At 32.7% G+C, this 16,842-nt stretch carries 16 protein-coding genes; 12 read left to right on the top strand and 4 right to left on the bottom strand.

The genetic code is table 11. The features are described 5' to 3' along the window. Window positions 1–250: 250 nt before the first annotated feature. Entirely contained in the window at window positions 251–541 is a 291-nt protein-coding gene (locus M9897_12775; GenBank protein ID MCO5269759.1) for an integration host factor subunit beta, read from the bottom strand. A gap of 112 nt (window positions 542–653) precedes the next feature. On the opposite strand from M9897_12775, the gene mutY reads away from it, so the two are divergent. From mutY to M9897_12795, 4 genes are all read left to right on the top strand, one after another. Beyond that, a complete protein-coding gene (gene mutY / locus M9897_12780) occupies window positions 654–1,688 on the top strand; it encodes an A/G-specific adenine glycosylase (protein MCO5269760.1) in 1,035 nt (344 codons plus the stop codon). A gap of 62 nt (window positions 1,689–1,750) precedes the next feature. Beyond that, the gene (locus M9897_12785; GenBank protein MCO5269761.1) at window positions 1,751–2,200 is read left to right on the top strand and encodes a single-stranded DNA-binding protein; all 450 of its coding nucleotides are present in this window, start codon (window positions 1,751–1,753) and stop codon (window positions 2,198–2,200) included. Window positions 2,201–2,211: 11 nt separating this feature from the next. Then, on the top strand, window positions 2,212–3,546 hold the full coding sequence (gene gldE, locus M9897_12790) for a gliding motility-associated protein GldE (protein MCO5269762.1): 1,335 nt from the start codon (window positions 2,212–2,214) through the stop codon (window positions 3,544–3,546). Window position 3,547: 1 nt separating this feature from the next. Beyond that, the gene (locus M9897_12795) at window positions 3,548–4,126 is read left to right on the top strand and encodes a gliding motility lipoprotein GldD (protein ID MCO5269763.1); all 579 of its coding nucleotides are present in this window, start codon (window positions 3,548–3,550) and stop codon (window positions 4,124–4,126) included. Here M9897_12795 and M9897_12800 read toward each other — a convergent pair. Together M9897_12800 and sppA are read right to left on the bottom strand one after the other, a co-directional pair. Then, on the bottom strand, window positions 4,123–6,435 hold the full coding sequence (locus M9897_12800; GenBank protein MCO5269764.1) for a sulfatase-like hydrolase/transferase: 2,313 nt from the start codon (window positions 6,433–6,435) through the stop codon (window positions 4,123–4,125). The genes M9897_12795 and M9897_12800 overlap by 4 nt on opposite strands. A 56-nt stretch (window positions 6,436–6,491) precedes the next feature. After that, a complete protein-coding gene (gene sppA / locus M9897_12805) occupies window positions 6,492–8,285 on the bottom strand; it encodes a signal peptide peptidase SppA (GenBank protein ID MCO5269765.1) in 1,794 nt (597 codons plus the stop codon). A 210-nt stretch (window positions 8,286–8,495) separates the two neighbouring features. Here sppA and folK point away from each other — a divergent pair, with 210 nt between their 5' ends. From folK to M9897_12825, 4 genes are all read left to right on the top strand, one after another. Further along, complete coding sequence (gene folK, locus M9897_12810) at window positions 8,496–9,032, top strand: 2-amino-4-hydroxy-6-hydroxymethyldihydropteridine diphosphokinase (GenBank protein MCO5269766.1); 537 nt, start codon at window positions 8,496–8,498, stop codon at window positions 9,030–9,032. An 80-nt stretch (window positions 9,033–9,112) separates the two neighbouring features. Beyond that, window positions 9,113–10,816 (top strand): hypothetical protein, encoded by a 1,704-nt coding sequence (locus tag M9897_12815; protein ID MCO5269767.1) that lies wholly within the window; start codon window positions 9,113–9,115, stop codon window positions 10,814–10,816. A 108-nt stretch (window positions 10,817–10,924) separates the two neighbouring features. After that, entirely contained in the window at window positions 10,925–11,356 is a 432-nt protein-coding gene (locus M9897_12820) for a transposase (protein MCO5269768.1), read from the top strand. Window positions 11,357–11,370: 14 nt separating this feature from the next. Beyond that, complete coding sequence (locus M9897_12825) at window positions 11,371–12,216, top strand: IS3 family transposase (protein MCO5269769.1); 846 nt, start codon at window positions 11,371–11,373, stop codon at window positions 12,214–12,216. A 78-nt stretch (window positions 12,217–12,294) separates the two neighbouring features. On the opposite strand, the gene M9897_12830 is transcribed toward M9897_12825, so the two are convergent. Beyond that, complete coding sequence (locus M9897_12830) at window positions 12,295–12,933, bottom strand: MBL fold metallo-hydrolase (GenBank protein MCO5269770.1); 639 nt, start codon at window positions 12,931–12,933, stop codon at window positions 12,295–12,297. 105 nt (window positions 12,934–13,038) lie between these two features. Between M9897_12830 and M9897_12835 the strand changes: the two genes are divergently transcribed. Genes M9897_12835 through gldA form a run of 4 tightly spaced genes read left to right on the top strand, consistent with a single transcriptional unit; the run spans window position 13,039 to window position 16,842 of the window. Next, the gene (locus M9897_12835; GenBank protein ID MCO5269771.1) at window positions 13,039–14,232 is read left to right on the top strand and encodes an amidohydrolase; all 1,194 of its coding nucleotides are present in this window, start codon (window positions 13,039–13,041) and stop codon (window positions 14,230–14,232) included. Window positions 14,233–14,279: 47 nt separating this feature from the next. Next, window positions 14,280–15,089, top strand: coding sequence for an arylamine N-acetyltransferase (locus M9897_12840; GenBank protein MCO5269772.1), 810 nt, complete (start codon window positions 14,280–14,282; stop codon window positions 15,087–15,089). A gap of 41 nt (window positions 15,090–15,130) precedes the next feature. After that, entirely contained in the window at window positions 15,131–15,910 is a 780-nt protein-coding gene (locus tag M9897_12845) for an enoyl-CoA hydratase/isomerase family protein (protein MCO5269773.1), read from the top strand. Window positions 15,911–15,936: 26 nt separating this feature from the next. Beyond that, on the top strand, window positions 15,937–16,842 hold the full coding sequence (gldA, locus tag M9897_12850) for a gliding motility-associated ABC transporter ATP-binding subunit GldA (protein MCO5269774.1): 906 nt from the start codon (window positions 15,937–15,939) through the stop codon (window positions 16,840–16,842).

Consider the following 16,842-nt stretch of genomic DNA (forward strand, 5'->3'; position numbering starts at 1 on the left):
CCGCGTTAATTTTTTACGTCTAAAAAATTATTTTTTCTTGTGTCTATTTTTTCTTAGACGTTTTTTTCTTTTGTGTGTAGACATTTTATGTCTTTTCTTTTTCTTACCACTTGGCATATCTATATATTTTTAAATATTAATATTCAATATCTTAAAGGTGTTTAAAAAAACACTCCTAATTCTTTTTTGAAATTAGGAGTGCAAAGATAATAATATCTTTAATAAGTCCCAAAAAGAGGGTAAAATTATATTATTTTACTTTTACTTTCTTCTTTACGTCTTCAACAAAAGTCTTTGCAGGCTTGAATGAAGGAATGTTATGAGCAGGAATAACAATTGATTTTTTTCTAGAAATATCACGTCCTACTTTTTTAGCTCTTTCTTTGATTACAAAGCTACCAAAGCCTCTTAGGTAAACATTATCTCCTTTTGCTAGAGATTTTCTAATCTCTTTCATAAAGGTTTCAACTGTCTTCTGTATTTCGTTTTTTTCTAAACCTGTCTCTTCTGAAATTTTTGCTACAATATCCGCTTTAGTCATAATAATAAATATTTAATAAGTTTATAAACATCATTAGTTTATTTGTTACAAAGTTAATAGGAATAAACATATTACCTTTGTAAATAGGTTAATAAATTATAAAAATTGCCTAATGCAAGATTTTTATCTACAAATTCGTAATTGGTTTCGACAAAACGCGAGAGAGTTGCCTTGGAGACAGACAAATAACCCCTATAAAATATGGTTATCTGAGATTATTTTACAGCAAACTCGAGTTGCGCAAGGGATAAATTACTATTTAAAATTCATAAAGACATATCCTACTGTGAAAGAATTAGCAGAGGCCGATGAGCAAGAAATTCTAAAATTATGGCAGGGATTAGGCTATTATAGTAGAGCACGGAACCTGCATTATGCTGCAAAGCAAGTTATGGATGAATTCCAAGGTCAATTCCCTTCTACTTATAATGACGTTCTGAAATTAAAAGGAGTGGGGGAGTACACAGCTGCTGCTATTACTTCTTTTGCATACAATCTCCCATATCCTGTGCTCGATGGAAATGCATACCGAGTTTTGGCTCGTTATTTTAATGATAGTACGCCCATTGACACTTCAGAAGGTAGAAAGGTATTTAAGAAATATATTACAGAGGTTTTTGATGACAGTTATCCTGCTGAGTTTAACCAGGCGATTATGGAGTTAGGAGCCTTAGTTTGTACTCCCCTTACTCCAAACTGTATAATATGCCCTTTACAAGAATCTTGTTTGGCATTTAGAGAAGGAAACCCGATAGATTTACCTCAGAAGATTCAAAAAGTAAAGATAAAACACCGTTTTTTACATTATTTAGTTTGTCCTGCTCAACTTCAACTTAAGAAACGTGAAAAGAATGATATCTGGAAAAACCTGTATGAATTTCCTATGTTAGAAAAAGAAAATCAGAAAAGTGATGAAGAAGTTAGAAAGGATGTATGGGATGCTTTTGGGGTGCAAATAAGAAATAAGCTGTGTACAGATAAACACATACTCTCACATCAACATTTACATACTATCTTTTGGGAAATTGATACGGCAATTGTGCATCCAGAGATATTAAATATTCAACTAAAGGATATGGAGGATTTCCCTATTCCTAGATTAATAGATCGGTTCTTAGAGGAAAATTGTAAATTATTTTTAAAGTAATTTCTCTCTTTTTTAGAAAATTCTATATACATTTATATCTTATAAATTCTATTTTTGCAAATATGGCTGGTAGCGTTAACAAAGTAATCTTAATTGGAAATCTAGGGAAAGATCCTGAAGTGAGAACCTTAGAACATGGCGTTAAATTGGCTCGTTTCCCTTTAGCTACCTCAGAAACATTTACCGATAAAACGACAGGAGAAAAAAAGAGTATAACCGACTGGCATACTATTGTTGTTTGGCGTGGCTTAGCTGAAATTGCTGAAAAATATCTAACAAAAGGAAAGCAGGTGTATATTGAAGGGAAGTTAAAAACCCGTTCATGGCAAGATGAAGCTGGTAATATGAAATATTCTACTGAAATTATTGCAGACAATATGATGATGCTTTCTAATAGGTCAATAGATGAATCACAAAAGAATCCTGGATTTGATTCTGGAGATACTCCTGAAAAACCAAGCCCCCTTGATGGAGGAATGATGGAGGATGAAATTGACAATTTACCCTTTTAATGCATAACCAAATGGATGATACGGATCCCCTGAGTTTTTTTCTTTTTTCACATTCGATTAACAACGAGATGAGTTTTTGGTTCTCAGTTGTATGTTTACTTCTCCTTTTATTAGGCTCGGCTTTGATGTCTGCATCTGAAGTTGCATTCTTTTCTTTAAGCCCGGAGGAACGTGAAGAGATAAAAGATAGCAAAGGAAGAAAGTTTGAATTAATTATGGATTGGCTCGGCAAACCAAAAACTTTGTTAGCAATTATATTAATATCGAATAACTTTATAAATGTATCGGCTGTTATATTAGCAAGTTACATATTTAATCAGATTTATCCTGTAGACCCTCTATATATAGGTGTAGATTATATACGCTCTATTATAGAAATTGGTGGGATTACTTTTATTTTGGTATTAATAGGCGAGATTACACCAAAGGTATATGCCAATCGCAATGCTTTACAAGTTGCTAAATTGATGGCACAACCACTTTATATTATTAATAAAATCCCTCCTTTTTCTTGGTTGAGAGCCTTCTTGGTAAACGGAACAGATGTCATATTAAAATATGCTAGGAAGCGTAAGATAGATGTGTCAACTGCGGAATTGGAATCGGCTATTGCATTGACCAATGAAGATGATGTTACTCAAGAAGAACAAAAAATTTTAAAAGGAATAGTCAACTTTGGAAATAAGGATGTAAAGCAAATTATGCGTTCTCGTATGGATACTGTATCTATTGATGGTACTGTTAATTATGAAGAGCTTATGAAAATTATCTTGGAACATGGATATTCTCGAATCCCTGTATATCAAGAAAAATTTGATAATGTATTGGGGATATTATACGTAAAAGATTTACTTAAGCATTTGAGTGCACCTTCCGATTTTGAGTGGTCAACTTTGATACGACCTGCCCTCTTTGTGCCAGAGAATAAGAAGATTGATGATTTATTAAAACAATTTCAAGAAAAGAAAATGCACATGGCCGTAGTAGTTGATGAATATGGAGGTGCTTCGGGTATTGTGACTATGGAAGATATTTTGGAAGAGATTGTGGGAGAAATTACAGATGAATTTGATGATGAAGATATTATCTATACGAAAATAGATGATTCTACCTATCTGTTTGAAGGGAAAACTTCTCTAGTTGACATGTATAAAGTACTTGATATTGATGGAAAAGATTTTGAGGATGAAAAAGGAGAATCAGACTCTATTGGAGGCTTCCTTGTAGAACATAGTGGTAGAATCCTGAAAAATAATGAAAGTTTGAAATTTGGAGATTTTAAATTCGTTGTAGAATCATCTGATAAGAAAAGAGTCAAATTGGTTAAAGTTATTAAGCAGAAATAAAATGATACAACTGAAAAAGGCGCATATCTCTATTATTATTGGACTTTCTATCATGACTGCTTGTACGCAACAACAAACATTTATTCCCAAACCCCCTACTTATCTTGAGCTCCAATTTCCAGAGCGTACTTATTCTATCTATCAGGATAACTGTGGCTACAGTTTTTCCAAGCCTAGTTATTTTACAATTAAAGAAGCAAATAATTCACCATGTAACCGCGATATTGATTTTGGAATGCTAAATGGAGTTTTGTTTCTGAGTAGAATGGATATGGACACTAGCCTATCAGCATATATTAATTACGCCTTGGGTAAAATTGATGAACATAAGATTAAGGCTACTGCGATTTATGATTCCACTTTTATTCGTAAAGAGGACAAAGTGTATGGTACTTTCTTTGAACTACAAGGAAATGTTGCGTCGCCTTTTCAGTTCTATCTCACGGATTCCACTAGCCGCTTTGTAAGTGGAGTTGTTTACTTTAATACTCGCCCTAATTACGATTCTATTAAGCCTGTATTGAATTTTGTAAAGAAAGACTTATATGAATTTATGAATACCCTAAAATGGGATAACTAAAGCGCTGAAAACTTTAGTGTAGCATTTATATTATAATTAGAAACTTTTCTTTTATTATCCCAAAAGTAAATCAATATTTTATCATCTTTAGTTAATTGTAATTGAAGGTTGTTTTTTATGTAGAATTGGATTGATTTTTTATTCGTTTGATGCATATCCTTAGGCAACCATTCTAGTGTATTCCAAAAAATAGTTGAGTCTCCACGCTTTATGGTATAGACTAAGTTAGGTGCATTTTCTGGGGTGAGTTTGGCATAATCTCCAGAAAACACTAAATTTAACTCAAAAGAGAGTTCTTTGTATGACTCTTTTAAAATGTCATCTAGTACATTATAAAATTCTTTTTCTTCATGTATGGTAAGAGATCTTGTTTGCTCCTTTTTGAGTGAATAATCTATATCTCTTGGGATGAGTATGTTTTGAGTTACTACCTCTTTATGGATAAGATCGGAGCTTTTTAAGAGATTTTTGTAGTGAGTGATTTCATCCAAATTTGTGACTTTTGATAAATGGAGTCTATTGCTAATCTTATATAAATCTCCCTCAGAATAGAAATATTCATTGTGTAGCATGTCTTTGATTATCCGATCGTTGCGCATAAATGCTACATCGCATTTTGATTGAAAAGTTGCAGATGTATCTAAAGAGTTTCCTAGCCAGCTGACAGAATCTAATTTTGGGAGTTTATATTTCTGTTGTATGAGCTGGTAAAGAGATGGTCCGATGTCTAAATGAGAATTTACACCGAGAATATTTTTTGTACGGTTTAATAAAGGAGAATATATCATGAGAACTGAACGATACTTTTCTATGGGATTTGTTTGTGGAATATCGCCAAACATGTGGTCTCCTAAAATAACGTAAATGGTATTTTGATGACTAGCTAATTTTTCACGTTCTTTAAAATACATTTTGAGTGCGTCATCTGTGTATAAGAAGGTAGCAAATTCTGCAATATACTTCTGGTGTTTCTTTTTTATATTAGATGGAGCATTAGACTTTTGTATGCTAGCTTGTACCTTTTCATAGTAATAATTGGGATTTTCTACTATATATGGATAATGCATGGATAGTGTAATTAACACATCAATATAGGGTGAAGATTTTTGTGTATGTTTTTCTTTTTCTATAATATCTTGAAATAAGGCTCTGTCTGGAATTCCAAAAGGAATAGAATCTACGCTAGTTGTTTTCCCTGTTCCTTCGTAGTTGTATTCAGATTTGTCGTAGATATTTTTAAATCCTTGATTATCTATGAATAAATCCATGTAATCAAAATGGGCGTAGCCTCCATAATAGAAATTGCCTGTGTATCCATTCTGTAAAAACCAAGAAATAGGCGTTTTATTAGTCGGATACCCTGCTAGAGTATTTATGAAGCCTTTTGGACCATGTGGTAAACTACCTAAAACACTAGGAAGGGAAGCAAAGGATCGTTCTGCAGTAGCTAAAGAATTCTCGAAATAAAGACTATGCTTTGCTAGGGAATCTAAGAAAGGGGTATAACTGATTTCATCTGCGTGTAATCCACTAAAAGATGAAGAAAGACTTTCAACTATAATATACACAATATTAGGTGGAGTATCCCCTAGATTAAAGAATGGAGCTAAGGTGTTCTTATTGTCGTTTGGATGATAAAGAGGATAATCAGTGTTGACGAGATGATGATTAATAGTTTGTTGATACAAACGTATGTCATCAAGAGTTAAGTCATTATTTATTTCATCTTTGTTAAGTATTGAATTTATAAAATAAATGGTTTTATTCTCTGAGAGACCTCTATAACTTCCACTATCTATTCTAATTTGCTGTTGAAAGAAAAAAGAAACGCCTCCTATAAATAGGAAGAAATATATCATCCATGATTTGCTAGGTCTTTCTAATAATCTCAAAAACAAGAAATAGAGTAGGATAGGAGTTGGTAATAAGAAGTAATACCATTTGACAGTAAAGTAACTTTTGTAGATGATACCAATTTGTTCGCCATTGAATTCAAAAACAGTTGAATCTATAGGAGTGAGTGTGATAAGAAAGAAAAAAATGGAACTTAATTCGAATAGTAGAATAGAGCATAGTATAAAATGAATAAAAGCTTTAAATGGAAGAGAGAGTGTTTTTAAGAAATGAAGAGGAAAAAATAAGATGCTTATTAAACCAATAGCAAAAAGAGAATTTAGAACACCTACTCCCCATATCTCCCATGGGTTTTCAATATAATGTATCGAATTTGCTAGGTAGAACCCACTACTCCATACAAGTATTAAAACAATCAAAGCAGATAGTAAATATGTAGGTATAGTTTTTTTCATACGCGCAAGATAAAAGAAAAGGATAGCTGATTACTATCCTTTTCTTTCAGTTTTCTTTACCAATTTATCTCATACGGCATTCTTGCCTGAACTCCAGAAAGATTTTCCAAACGTTTTACTTGATAATATAGATTCGATATTTCTTGAGGAACTATAGTTTTTTGAGCTTTTACATCGTCTTCATCATCACTATTGATTATATCAACCATTTCCATCCATATATCTTTTTTTACTTTAGGATAATAGCGAACAGAAGGGTCCTCAATTCCAGCTTGTTTAACAGCAAAATCAATAGCATCCTGTAAACTACCAAGTGTATCCACGAGTCCGATACGCAATGCATCAACTCCCGTCCATACCCTTCCGCGAGCAACCTTATTTATTTGATCTGGAGTAGTTTTCCTTCCATCTGCTACGCGTTGCAGAAATAAAGAATAGGTAGAATTCACCTCCTCCTGAATCATCTCGAACTCTTCAGGAGTGAATTTTTTATTAAGAGAAAGTACAGCATGAGGATTTGTGGATACTCTGTCAAAAGTGATTCCCAATTTTTCTTCTAGCATTTTACCTGTAAAAGGAATAACTCCAAATACACCGATAGAACCAGTAATAGTAGTTTTTTCAGCAAATACTTTGGAACTTGGAGTGGAAATGTAATAACCACCAGATGCAGCTACATCTCCCATAGAAACCACTACTTTCTTTTCATCGTTAGCTAACTTTACTTCTCTCCAAATCTCCTCGCTTGCTAGTGCACTACCTCCAGGAGAATTAATGCGTAGCACAATTGTTTTGATGTTTTTGTCTTTTCTAGCCTCACGAATCAATTTTGTTAAACGATTACTAGCCATCTGATTACCATCCACAGTAATCTCACCTTCGGCAATGATTACAGCTACATTGGCAGTTTTTGCATGAGCCAGTTCCTGCTGATTCTCAAATTTTGCTTGAGCATATTTTTCAAAATTTGAAAGATTTAAATCTTTGAAATCTTTAGCTCCTACTTTATCAGCTAATATCTGAAGTACTTCATCTCTATATAAAACACTGTCTATAAGTTTGTGCTCTAGAGCTTGGTCCATACGGCGTACAAGTGCATTGTTAGCTATATTGTCCAATTCATCAAGAGAAATCCCTCTATCTTCACTGATATTCTTTTTGATGGCAGTCCATAAATTATTCATATAGACAGAAATCTGTAATCTACTCGAATCACTCATCTCTGAGAGAAAATAAGGCTCAACCGCACTTTTAAAAGCATTATCTTTTCCTCTCACTACCTGCATTTCTAAGCCTAATTTATCAAAAAGGCCTTTGTAGAACATAAGCTCGGCTCCTAATCCTAAGAACTCAAAATTTGTGGTAGGAAACGCATAATTTTTAGTTGCTGCAGAGGCAATATAATATTGCTTTAGACTTACAGATTCTCCTTTATGATAAGCAATTACAAATTTACCTGATTTCTCTTCAAATTGATGAATTGCATCTCGGATAGCAGTTGCTGTAGCTAATCCACAAGAAGGACTCCCAAGTTCAATGTAGATTCCTTTTACATGATCATCATCTGCTGCTTTTTCCAAACCATAAAGAATATCAGCTAATCCAGTTTTTGAATCGACACCTAATCCTGTGAAATTCACTTCATTCTGACTAATTTCTCCTATTGCTCCATCTAATTTCATGTGGAGAATTGTTTTGTTTTTCACTTCATAAGTAGGTTTACTTTTCATTAAAGAACCTATTACTGAAGTAAATAGAATAAAAAATAGTAGGATGAGAACACATCCTGCGATTAAACTTGGCCAAAAAACTCGCCAAAAAGAAACCCTAACTTTGTTAGTTGCGCTCATGTTGTTTGTTTTATAGATATAGAATTATATCTTCATTAGTAAATGCAAGTATAATTATATTATTATTTTTTCTTTATTTAATCAATGAAATATTTGTTAAATCAATTAATTCTTACTGGAAAGTTAAATTAATTTAATTGAAATGTTTTTGTTTTTATTTAATCGGTTAAATTAGCTTGATAATTAACATTGTTTTGTGACATATGGAGAATGAGGTATAGAAGGGATATAAATAGTGAAAATTCTCAAACGCTTATTTTTAGTTTAGGAAGTAATCTCGGAAATAAGGAAAAAAATATACGAAATGCTATCGAGTTATTACGAATGGAATTTGGTAGTGAAGATGCCTGCTCTTCATTCTATGAAACAGAACCGTGGGGATTTCAAGCGGATTCTACTTTCATTAATTGCTGCATTGTGTTTCAAAGTAACCTTGATCCTTTCCATGTATTAGAAAGAATTCAAATTATAGAAAAGAAACTAGGAAGAACTCAGAAAACTTTGGAAGGGCAATATGAATCACGTTTAATAGATGTTGATATAATTTATTATGGGGATAAAATTGTGAATGACTCGCAATTAAATATTCCTCATCCTTTATTGTATCAAAGAGATTTTGTGTTAATCCCTTTAGCTGAAATTCTCCCTAACTTTATAGATCCTATTCGAAAAATATCAATTGCTCAAATAAAGGAAAATCAACGCAAAAAATATGAATTAGTACAAAAAATACTAAGAAATATTTGAATAAATTAGCAACTTCTTTTGTGTAGAGAAAAAAATTATTAATATTGCATTTATAACTAAGAAAGAATAATCATATGAACATGAAAAAAAATAGTGTTAAAAGTCTAGCGTTAATTGCTACAGTTGGTGTATTAGCAACTGGTTGTGACTTATTAAAAGATGTAGATTATACTATTACTCCTAACCCTCTTGAAATGCATGGGGATAGTGTAAGAGTTAAAGCTGAAATTACAATTCCTGAAAAAGGAATTAAGAAAAAAGTATATGCTGAGGTTACTCCTGCTGTTGGATCACACGCTTTAAAACCGATTTCTATTGTTGGAGAAAAAGCAACAGCAAATGGAACAGTAATTCCATTTAAAGCAGGTGGTAAAGTAGTATATGAAGATATTATTGCATACGCTCCTGATATGGAAGTTTCTGAACTTACAGTGTCTGGTAAAGTGTATAAAAAAGGTAAAGTAAAAGAAGAATTAGAGCCAACAAAAGTTGCAGATGCTACAATTGTAACTCCGTTCTTAGTAAATAAAGATTTTAAAGTAATTATTGCAAAAGATGAATTTCAGCGAGTTACTGATGAAAAACAAATTGCAGAGATTAATTACTTAAAGGGAAATGCAGCTGTTAGACCTACTGAAAAAGTAGATGCTGATATGAAAGCAATGGCAGATTTCTTAGCTGCTGCTCAGACAAACCCAAAAATTGATATCCAAAACATCAATATTGAAGCATTTGCTTCTATCGAAGGTGAAGAAAACAAAAACAATACACTTTCTTCTGACCGTGCAGAATCTGCAAAAAAAGCTACTATAGAGATTGCTTCTCAAAAGAAAGTTGCAAATGAAAAAGCTAAAGCTGCAGAAAATTATTCCACAGTTGGAAAAGGAGAAGATTTTGTAGGATTCAAAAATGCATTAGTTGCTTCAACTATGGATAAAGGTGATAAAGACCTTATCTTACGTATTTTAGATATGCAACAGTCTTCAGAAGCTCGTGAACAAGCAATTAGAGATTTAAGTACTTATTTATATTTGGATAAGAACATCTTCCCTGCTCAACGTCGCGCAGAAATCGTTGTTAATTATAAATTGACTGGTTACTCTGATGAAGAATTAGTAGAACTTTCTAAAACAAATATTGATGCGCTTAAATTGGAAGAAATCTTATTTACAGCTACTTTAACTCAAGATTTAAACGAAAAAATGCGTTTATATAAAGAAGCTGAAAGATTATTCCCTCAAGATTATAGAACAGCTAATAATGTAGGTGTTATTTACTACATGCAGAATGATCTTGATCAAGCAAAAACTCAATTTGATAAAGCTAATAGTATTCAAGAAAACGTAATTTCTAAAAATAACTTAGCTGCAATCGCTGGAGTAAAAGGTGATCGTGATAAAGCAAAAGCTTTATTAGATGAAGCTAAAGGTGCAGGATCTGAAGTTTCTTATAATAAAGGTATCTTGAATATCCAAGATGGTAAATACGATGATGCTATCTCTAATTTTGGAAGTGATGCTTCTTTCAACAAAGCATTGGCTTATTTGTTAAATAAAAATGAAGGTCAAGCTAAATCTACAATTGAAAGCGCACCAGAGGTAGAAACAGCAAAAGGATATTATTTACAAGCTATCATAGCTGCTCATGAAAGCAATTTAGATGCGATTGTATCTAATTTGAAGAAAGCATTTACTCAAGATGCTTCTCTAAAAAATAAAGCTGCTACAGATAGAGAATTCATTAAATATTTAGAAAACGCTGCATTTACTGCAATCGTTAAATAATTCACATTAATTCTTTCTTATAAGAAAGGGTTACCGCGAGGTAACCCTTTTTTTTTATGCTATATTTGTCTTGTCCTAACATAGCGTTACACTAAAAAAAGTAATGTTATGGATAAATCTAAAAATCAGTACATTAAACGTACACAAAAAGATTACAGCATGTCTTTTAAATTAGCTGTAGTTAAAGAAGTTGAAAGCGGAGAAATTAGTACCGAAGCAGTAATGCGAAAGTACGGTATACAATCTCATAGTACAATTTTAAATTGGAGAAGGAAATTTGGTATCTTTGATTTAAAAAACAGTTCTAATTCTATATTTATGAAAACACCACAACAAAGAATCCAAGAGTTAGAGCAGAAATTACGGTTATTGGAATCAAAGAATGATTTCTTAGAGGAACAATTAATGAAAGCCGAGGATAAAGCTTATATTTTGGATAAGCTTATAGACATAGCAGAAAAAGAATATATGCTTCCTGTAAGAAAAAACTCCTTCCCCGATCAATCAAAGAAACAAACAAAGAAAGGCAAAGGTCAATAGGCTATCTTTGTGGATTGGTCGGGATAAATAGACAATACTATTATCGTAGTTTCTGGCTTATAAATGAAAAACGAGAAGTCGCTAGCCAAGTTATTGAAATGGTTAATAATGTACGTATAAAAATGCCTAGAATAGGTACTAAGAAGCTTTATTTTCTTTTAAAAGAAGAATTAAAAGGTCTTCATGTGGGTAGAGATAAACTTTTTGATATTCTTAGAGCAAATCATATGTTAGTAATTCCAAGGAAAAACTATCATATCACAACTAATTCTCATCATCGATTTCATAAATATAAAAATATTGTAGAGAATTTAGAAATAACAAAACCAGAACAAGTATGGGTATCAGATATAACTTATATTGAAGGAAGAGGTAATGGTTATTTAGCTCTAGTAACGGATGCTTATTCAAAGAGGATAATGGGGTATGATTTATCAAATAGCCTTGCAACAGAAGGTGCTTTAAGAGCTCTTAAAATGGCCTGTAAAAATCGTATATATAAGAATCATCCTTTGATTCATCATTCTGATAGAGGAATACAATATTGTAGTAATAAATATCAAGAATGTCTTAAAAGGAAAAATATTCGACCTAGTATGACTGAAAGCTATGATCCGTATGCAAACGCGGTAGCTGAAAGAGTAAATGGAATATTAAAGGATGAGTTTTTATTGGAAAATTATAAAGCTGATATTCAAACAATGAAAAAAATTGTAAAAGAATCTATTGAAATCTATAATAACCAAAGACCACATCTGTCATGTGAATTGTTAACACCAAGTAAAATGCATATGCAAAGAACTATAAAAAGAAAAACTTATAAAAAAACTTCTGTGAAGCTAGCTTCACAGAAGTTTTAATTATTTTTGTTTAAAATATGTAACGCTTATTTAGGACGATACAATTAAATGATATGTAGTTTATTGTATGTATAAAAACTACCAAAGTATTGGATTGCTCATTCTTTCATCACCAATGGTTGTTTCTGTGCCATGACCGCTATATACAACAGTATCGTCCGGAAGTAAAAACATTCTTTGAGTGATTGTATGTTTTAATACATCAAAATTGCCCCCGGGCAAATCCACTCTACCATAACTTCCCTTGAAAAGGATATCTCCATTAATTACTAATTTGTCTTTTGAACTATAAAAAGCAACATGTCCTGGAGAGTGTCCAGGACCAAAAATCACTTCAAATTCCATGTCGCCAAATTGTAGTTTTTGTTTATCTTCAAGATATTTATCTGGTAGTGGAGATGGTTCAAATTGATACATGCCATATAATTGTGCACTCTTTTCTCCCATAGCTAAAGTAGGTAAATCAGCCTGATGAAGATATAAGTCAACACCAAATTCTCTTTTCATAAAAGCATTTCCCATCACATGGTCTAAATGAGCATGGGTATTAAGAATCGCGCAAATATTTAATTGATTTTCACTGATGTAATTCCTTAATAAATCTCTTTCCTCTTGAAAATAACAACCTGGATCTATAATTACTGCATTCTTCTGTTCGTCAAACACAATATATGTGTTTTCTTGGATGGGATTGAATATGAATTTTACAATTCTCATAGTGCTTATCTAAATTTGGTAGTAAATCAATCAACAAATCCGCAAAATTGATTACTTTTAGCTTTGACAAAAATAAAATTTATTTCTCTATAAATTTCTCAATTCATGAATATCGATGTGAAATCCGTTGTTATTGCTAAGTCTGAAGAACTATTTGAGAAGGTTGTCGGATATAGGCAACACCTACATCAATACCCAGAATTATCTTATCAGGAATACAATACTATGAAATTTATTTCTGAACAATTATCTCAAATTGGAATCCCTCACCAAACAGGAGTAGCTGAAACTGGTATTGTAGCTTTGATTAAAGGAAAACATCACTCTGAAAATCAACCTTGTATTGGTTTAAGAGCAGATATAGATGCACTACCTATTCAAGAGTTAAATGAAATCCCTTTTGCTTCTAAGAATCAGGGTGTAATGCATGCTTGTGGGCATGATGTGCATACTTCTATACTTCTGGGAGTGGCTGAGATTTTATGGGAATTACGAGAAAACCTTCCGCATCCTGTTAAGTTGATATTTCAACCAGGAGAAGAGAAAAATCCAGGAGGAGCCGGTCTTATGATTAAGGCAGATTGTCTTTCAAATCCGCCTGTTATGAAGATGTATGCTTTACATGCGGATCCAGATATCGAAGTGGGAAAAGTGGGAACAAAAGAGGGGCTATTTATGGCTTCATGTGATGAAATATATATTGATATTATTGGTAAAGGAGGGCATGGAGCAAGACCACAACAAGCAGTTGATAGTATTCTAGTGGGTGCTGAAATAGTTACCTCCTTACAAAAAATAGTTAGTAGAAATTGTGACCCAAATATCCCTTGTGTTCTTACTTTTGGTCATTTTGAAGGATTGGGCGCAACAAATGTAATTCCAGAAAGAGTCCATCTCAAAGGCACGTTTAGAACAATGAATGAAAGGTGGAGAGCTGAGGCTTTAGAGAGAATACAGAAACAATCTGAATTAATTGCACAAGCACATGGAGCAGAGGCTAAGGTTGAAATTAGTCATGGTTATCCATTCTTGGAAAATGATGTAACTACTACACGAGAGTTTATTCAAAATGCTCAAAATTGGTTGGGAGCAGAAAATGTAATTCCCAATATGGAAATGCGTATGGGATCTGAAGACTTCTCGTTTTATGCACAAGTTGTTCCAGTTTGTTTTTTTAGAATTGGTGTTAGGAATAAACATGCTCAAAGAATATCAGGTTTACATACAGCTACTTTTAATATTGATAATCAATCTCTTAAAATAGGAATGCAATTAATGACAATGAATTGCATAATTTAGCGTTATATGGTTTGAAATTTGTTATACCTACGAGAAGAAATTACAAGATGAACCAAAAACTATTGCTACAATATTTAAGAAGAATTAAATTTCAAGGTACGCCCGATGTAAGTTTGAAGACACTCTCTCAAATTATCCTACGACACACCCAGACTTTTGCATTTGAAAATCTTAATCCTCTGGTGGGACTTCCTGTTTCCTTAGAGTTAGAAACTATTGCTCATAAATTTATAGTAGAGCATAGGGGAGGATATTGCTTTGAGCATAATAGATTGTTATTAGAAGTTTTTAAAGCTATTGGTTTTGAAGTGCGAGGTTTATTAGGCAAGGTGTATGCAAAGGGGAAGAGAATAGAGGATTTACAAAGGACTCACATGATTGTACTTGTTTCTTTAGATGGGAAAAACTTTATTGCCGATGTAGGATTTGGAGGGTTCGATCCAACGAGTCCAATTCGTTTAGTTTGCAATCGGATCCAAAAAACAACGAAAGAAAATTTTAGAATAATTAAAGAAAGAAATCATTATATTTTACAAATAATGATTCAAAGTAGATGGGTATCTCTTTATCTTTTTGATTTGCAAGAGCAATATCCTCCTGATTTTAAAATAGCTAATTGGTACACCTCTGCACATCCAGACTCTTCATTTACATATCAATTAAAAGCTGCTATAGCAACAGAAGAATGTAGATATACTTTGTTTAATAACGTGCTTTCTACACATTACCTTGGTAAAAAATCAGTGAAAGAAAAACTGACTAATCTTTCTTCAATTCGAAGGGTTTTGCAAGAAAATTTTAAAATTAGGATAGACGATCTACCAAATTTGGATAAGGAGCTTCAAAAGTTGATCTAAATCTGTACATTTGTGGTCTAATTATTAAATAGATTCAAATTATGAGTACAACTGATGCTATTCTTCAAGGAGATGTTCATTTTGATGTAGATTCAAGAGGTGTTGCAACGATTACTTTCCATCATCCATTAAGTAATTCTTTACCTGGTAGGGTTTTAAAGAAGCTGGCAGAAACAATTACAGAAATGGGTAATAATAATGAAGTAAAAGTTATTGTATTAAAATCTGAAGGAGAAAAAGCATTTTGTGCCGGTGCCAGTTTTGATGAATTAATTTCTATTAAAGATTTAGAAACAGGAAAAATATTCTTTTCAGGATTTGCCAATGTAATCAATGCCTGTCGAAAAGCACCAAAATTTATTATTGGAAGAGTTCAAGGGAAAGCAGTAGGAGGTGGAGTTGGTTTAGCATCTGCAGTTGATTATTGCTATGCTACACGTGAAGCTTCTGTAAAGTTATCAGAATTAGCGGTAGGAATTGGCCCTTTTGTTGTTGGTCCAGCAGTAGAACGTAAAGTTGGGGTTTCTGGTATGAGTCGTTTAGCTATTGATGCTACAACTTGGAAGAGCGCAGAATGGGCAAGAGATAATGGTTTGTATGCTGAAATATACGATACGATTGAAGAGATGGATAAAGAAGTTGATAAACTAGCTAATCAATTATCAAAGTCTAACCCTGAAGCTATGAAATTAATGAAAGAAACTATTTGGAGAGGAACTGAAGATTGGGATAGTTTATTGGCAGAAAGAGCTGCTATGAGTGGAAAACTTGTGTTATCTGAATTTACTGTGAATGCTATCAGTGCTTTCAAAGGCAAATAATATCTTCGTAAAATAAAATTGTAAACATGTCAATTTCTGTTAAATATCTTACTAAAATCTATGGAGAGCAAGTTGCCGTAAATAACATTTCATTTGAAGCTAAAAAGGGTGAAATATTAGGTTTCTTAGGACCTAATGGTGCTGGTAAATCTACCACTATGAAAATAATTACAGGTTTTATACCTGCAACGGAAGGAGATGTAGAGGTATGTGGTATTGACATAAAGAAGGAACCTCTGAAAGCAAGAGATAAGATTGGATATTTACCCGAACATAATCCTATTTATTTGGATATGTATGTAAAAGAATATTTGAAGTTTGTAGGGAAAATATACAAGATAAAGGATATCGATAAAAGAGTTGAAGAGGTTATTGATTTAGTAGGTTTACAAAAAGAGCAACATAAAATAATTGGTGCTTTATCCAAAGGATACCGACAACGTGTAGGACTGGCTCAAGCAATTATTCATGATCCGGAAGTATTGATCTTAGATGAGCCAACATCAGGATTAGATCCCAACCAGTTAGTAGAGATTCGTGGATTAATTAAAAAAATAGGAAAAGAAAAAACAGTGATGCTTTCTACTCATATTATGCAGGAAGTAGAAGCTGTGTGTGATAGAGTTATCATCATAAATAATGGGAATCTGGTTGCCAATGCTAAGACAGAAGAACTAGAATCTGGTGGAAATGAGCAAGTGGTATATGTTGAGTTTGAAGAGCAGGTGGCTCGTAACCGATTGGCTAAGGTTCCCCACATCATGCAAGTGGAAGCCCTTAGTGATAATACATTTGTTGTAAAAACATCTGCTGAGATAGATCTTCGAAAAGTGATAGCCGAATTTGCGAAAGAAGAAAATAATCTTATATTAACTATTCGTAAAGAAGAAAAGTCACTAGAGGAAGTATTTAAGGAATACACTAAAAAATAA

Source organism: Brumimicrobium sp. (genome assembly GCA_023957385.1).
Classification (GTDB): Bacteria; Bacteroidota; Bacteroidia; order Flavobacteriales_D; family Crocinitomicaceae; genus Brumimicrobium.